The sequence below is a fragment of the uncultured Thiodictyon sp. genome, assembly GCA_903837595.1.
Lineage (GTDB): Bacteria > Pseudomonadota > Gammaproteobacteria > Chromatiales > Chromatiaceae > Thiodictyon.
This window is the reverse complement of sequence record CAILVI010000260.1, coordinates 1-4,704: the sequence shown is the minus strand read 5'-3', so window position 1 is coordinate 4,704 and position 4,704 is coordinate 1. Positions and strand designations below refer to the sequence as shown.

At 58.3% G+C, this 4,704-nt stretch carries 4 protein-coding genes; 1 reads left to right on the top strand and 3 read right to left on the bottom strand.

From position 1 onward, the window contains the following. Positions 1-887: 887 nt before the first annotated feature. The 3 genes from QZY44_RS14145 to QZY44_RS14135 form a co-directional block, all read right to left on the bottom strand. Positions 888-1,241, bottom strand: coding sequence for a hypothetical protein (locus QZY44_RS14145; protein ID WP_295447263.1), 354 nt, complete (start codon positions 1,239-1,241; stop codon positions 888-890). Between the two features lie 549 nt (positions 1,242-1,790). Next, positions 1,791-2,777 (bottom strand): ParB/RepB/Spo0J family partition protein, encoded by a 987-nt coding sequence (locus tag QZY44_RS14140; protein ID WP_295447262.1) that lies wholly within the window; start codon positions 2,775-2,777, stop codon positions 1,791-1,793. Then, positions 2,774-3,640: a ParA family protein gene (locus QZY44_RS14135; RefSeq protein ID WP_295447260.1), complete on the bottom strand. Its 867-nt coding sequence runs from the start codon at positions 3,638-3,640 to the stop codon at positions 2,774-2,776. Before QZY44_RS14135 ends, QZY44_RS14140 begins: the two co-directional genes overlap by 4 nt. A gap of 212 nt (positions 3,641-3,852) precedes the next feature. On the opposite strand from QZY44_RS14135, the gene trfA reads away from it, so the two are divergent. After that, entirely contained in the window at positions 3,853-4,533 is a 681-nt protein-coding gene (gene trfA, locus QZY44_RS35780) for a plasmid replication initiator TrfA (protein ID WP_365304365.1), read from the top strand. Positions 4,534-4,704: the final 171 nt, after the last annotated feature.

Below are 4,704 nucleotides of genomic sequence, written 5' to 3'. Positions count from 1 at the left end.
CATCTGGGCGCGCTATGGGCTGCGCATCCAGGACTTCCAAGCCGAAAACTATGTCACCCAAGAACGCCACGCCCAACCCGACCTCTTCGACCCCGGCGATCCCAGCGATCCGTTCTGATCCGTCCCGCCCGGGCGCTCCTCAGTGAGCGCCCCCCTGACGCCATGGCCCCCGACTATCCTCCGCTGCGTTCGCCATTTTTCCGCGCCTTTTGACAGCCGCTAACACCGAGGTTGTTGGTGAAGAGGTCGCCAGACATCGTCGCCGATAGACACAAGCGATCAATGATATTGAGCGCATTGCTCTGCTTCGCCTGAGGGGCACGCGCGGATTGGGCACTTCGCCGGTGGCAGAAATCTGGTCATATGCCACGCGATCGTGTGCGATGCGCCCGGCTGGGCGCGGCGGACCGACCGCGGCGACCTCGTGGCAGGCGGCGAGTTGCTGATCGACCAGGCACTTGGCCCAAGCTTGCCCCAGCTACTCGAAGACGTTGGTCGGTTCGCGCAGGGGGTGGATGTTACATGGGCCGTGCTTGCACGCGAGTTCCTGATACGGCTTCCAGCCGTCGGAGACCAGGGCACTGCAAACACGATTAGCAGTCCGAAGGCGGCGAACGCCTTCTTGCCCCGATTGGGGTACGCGCCGTGCCACGTCAGCAGCGGGAGAATCCAGTGGTGTTTACCGGCCCTGTACATGCCGGTTTCCTCGGGTTGAGCGACCGAGGCGCGCGTGATGACCTCGCCCATCGCTGCCACGGTCGGGACCAACAGCACAGGCCCCCTTGGCCTGAATTGCCAGCACCGTGGCGTCAGACATCGGCAGGCCGCACAGATCCCCCCTTAAACTCACCAGTGGGTGCCAACGGCAACATGTGGCGGTAGGTAAACTACACAACCGAGTCCTTCCTGCGCGCCCCGTACTGCACCGGCACTGCGGCGGGAAATACGCCCGGATGGACTTTCCCGCAACTGCACTCGGCTTTGAGCCCTAGTGCTCGGTGACCTCGCATCGCAGCGGCGGCATGAGTTTCCATCAGATCAGACTGCGCCACGCGCTTCAGATTATGAACGGTGTGGCCCTCTTGGCCTCCCATCAGCTTATTGCCCACTAGGCGCAGGCACTTCCACTTGGGTTTGTTCAACCCGTCCGACGACCAGGTGACTTGCTGGAGTTCGCGCTTTTTCTTTGCCAGACGACCTTGCAGATCCGCCACCGTCGCAGTCAGCGCGGCGACGCGCACCCACAACTTCCCGACCTGGGCGTCTTTCTCAGTAGTGCTCAGAGACGTCAAGTCAGACGGGGGTTCCTTAGTCGCAATTTTCCGCTTCAACGCCAGGTACTCAAGAAAGACCAGCGAGGCGGCTCCGCGGGATCTAAGTAGTCACAAGAACGCGATTTATTTCAGAAATTCAGGAGCTATATTTCTTATTTCTTTCTGATGCTTACGTTACTTTTCTTGCGAACGGTCAAGTTGACCGCTGCAGACGCCTGCGGATGGCTGCACGGAGAATTTGCGACTGCACCCCCTCTGCCAGGGGGTCCTGTCGTCGTATGCGCGCAACCAGCTCATCCAATAGATCGCTTTCACTCGACCCAAGCAGTACTTGGTCCGAACATTCCGGCACGAAGGTACTCTCCCCTACTCCTACGGTCGTCAGCGCGGGATCCGTCTCGTTGAGATCCCGCAAAGCTTCCCGCACCCAACGGCTCTTCCCTTTACCACCGTACTCTTTGGTCGCTACATCCCGAAGTCCGTCTCGCATGACACGCGTCATTCGCACCGTCGTCTTCACACGCGCTTCTCCATCTCAACCAGAAACTCCTTCCATGCCTTCGACACAGCTCGGTAATCCGACCATTCAAGTTGCGGCAGATGGTCCTCACCCAAGATAATCTGCATGATCTCCCGTACAACTCCCGCCTTTGCCGTCGCTCCCAGAGTCACCTTGGTTACGGGGCGCCCACGCATCCGCTCCGCAGTTGGCTTCCGCACCTTCTCCAGCTCCGCAAGCGCCCGCTCCAAAGTCAATCCCTTTGCAAGCAACGTCAGAACCAAGCTGCGTTGCTCGTCGTCTTGAATCGCCGACGCCGATGCTGCCACCAGGAGATCCTTAATGGTTCCAGCAAAAACCGCTCGGAGCACATCGGCCGGGCCCCGCGCCACTTGGAGGTATCGCCTGGCACTGCGTTCCGCCATTCCCAATAGGTTACCTAACCGCTCACCGGTCGCGTCCCCTTCCTCGGAGAGCTCTTCGAGGACACCCATGACATTACGCATACGCGCAGCCAGATCCAGGTCATCCCGATGCATATTTTCGACAAGCTGCAGCGTCCGAATTCGCGCCGGCCGCTGATCAGAGATCCACGCAGGAAGGTGCTTCATACCCGCCAAACGTGCCGCCCAATATCGCCGCTCTCCGTAGGCGATGCGGTACATGTTACCGTGCCGAAATACGCGGATCGGCTGGAGGACGCCGCTCTCCAACATGGAATCAGCCAAATCTCTCAGACGTAAAAGGACTTTTAGCCTGGGCGACTCCGCATCCGACACCCTAGCACCAGTGACCGCCTCAGCATCCAGCAACCAGGCAAACTCCTCTTCACTAAGTAACAACTGCCTAGGGTTATCGGGATCAGGTTCGATCTTCTCGACATCCAGCGTATCTACATGAAAGGCGCCCGCCTCAGCACTGCCGCGCCGCACGGTGTCCCCAATGGCGTCAGTAATTGCGGAGGACCCGAATCGAAATTTCTTGGGAGGGTTCGCCATGCTCATGCCACTCCCAATCCACTCAGAGATCTTTCGACGTACTCGCACATCTCAATCGCCTCTTGGCGCGCTGGGTCCCTTTCCGCAAGGTCAAAAATACTCTTCGGTCGCGCTTCCGCATGGTCGGACTCCGCAAACGCGATCCGCTGGTGAAGAATAACCGGAGACAGGAGACTAGCCACCGCAGCATCCTTGCGTAGCGAATCCAAGATTCCTTCATGCAAGGCAACCTTGCGGAACAGATTCGGCTGGATTGCGGCGATCTTGAGCGGCGCCCGTCCGGCATCGCGGCTGTGCATCTCTTGCCTCCAAAGCTGCAGCATGCCAAAAAGACCCTCAATGGGCTGCGGCTCGAGCGTCGTCGGGATGATTACATGAGTAGCAGCCCGCATGGCGCTAATTGTTAGAGGCCCCTTAGCTGGCGCAGTATCCACTAAGACAATATCGTAGGACTGGCGGACCTCCTCCAACGACAGGAAGGCGTAGAGCCGATCGTGAACGCGCTCCCGCACATCATCGACTCTGACAAGCTCAATCTCGCGCAACCGCGGACCATGCCCAGGCAACGCATCCAACCCGTCGATCCGTGTATGATACGGGTAGACCTCGCCGTTGAAGTAAATGTCCGCACTGGAACTGCGGCCAGACCAACCGCTATCGTCGTCATGAAACATCGGATGGAGCGGAGGAAGAACGCCGTCCGGGTCCGCCGCGTCATACTCCATATCAACGAACCGACGAGACAGGTTGCATTGGGCGTCCAGATCAACAGCCAACACCCGGCGACCTCTCCGGGCAAAATACTCGGCTAGAACCCGCGTGACAGTCGTCTTCCCTACGCCGCCTTTATTTTGGACAACTGCAATCACGTGCACGAGGCACCCCGCTAAATTTTTGACCAACACAGTAGTGTGTAGAGCAAAAATAACACTGTATTGCTTTTTCAGCCAGGGTCAACTATCATTTTCCCACATCTTAGATTCTGTTTATCTCCCTACGCTCTGACTACATTCTTGTTTTTGTATCCGGTCCGCTAACTTCAAGACCTGTTTAGCGACCGCAATCCACAAGTACGGAACCCATGTCTTCAGATCCAAGCGTCATCGACGACACCGACCAAAGTCGCGGAGCAAGCCTCGCCAAGACTTTGTCCCGCTTGGAGCAACGGATCGCTGAGCGGGCTCCGAAGACTTTTCAAAGCCGTCCCCAACCGGATACAGACTTAAACAACCTGGTCCAACTACCGCTGTGGCCCGACCAGCGCCGTGGGGTTCCCAACGACCTTGTTCGCGGAGCGCTGTTCACGGTCGGAAACGTCCGTATCAAACGCAGCTTCCTTCGAAATACCGTTGTCGCCACGCTTTCCGGCATCGAAATCCGCTACACCGGCGAAGAACTCCGCCAGGACGATCAGGACGTCTTCCTCCAGATCGTGCACCTCGCCCGCCTCGTGCCACTCGGTACCCCAGTGAGGTTCACGGCACACGCGATGCTTAAGGCGCTAAAATGGAACCCGAACGTTCGGTCATACACGCGCCTGCGTGATACCGTTGCTAGGCTCAAGGCCACTGGCCTTGAAGTGCGGGGCGACAAACGCGGGTATGCAGGCTCGCTGATCCGGGATTTTTTTTGGAAGGACGATTCGACTGGAGAGAGTTCAAGGGAATGGGCTGTTCGCCTGGAGCCCGAGATTGCGGCGCTATTCGGCCATGTCGCCTACAGCCAAATCGAGTGGGGGCAGGCGAACAGCCCATTCCCTTGAACTTTTGAGCGATAGCGTTGGTGACGATCTGCGACTCAGCCTGAGTATCGCCCTTGGCGTCAAACGTCGCGACGTCGAAGCCGTAGTCGGGGCCGTACTTGACGAATTCCTTCGCCGAGAAAGCTTGCGACTCGTTGGCCTGGTTGGACACGAGGAACGCAACCTTGACGT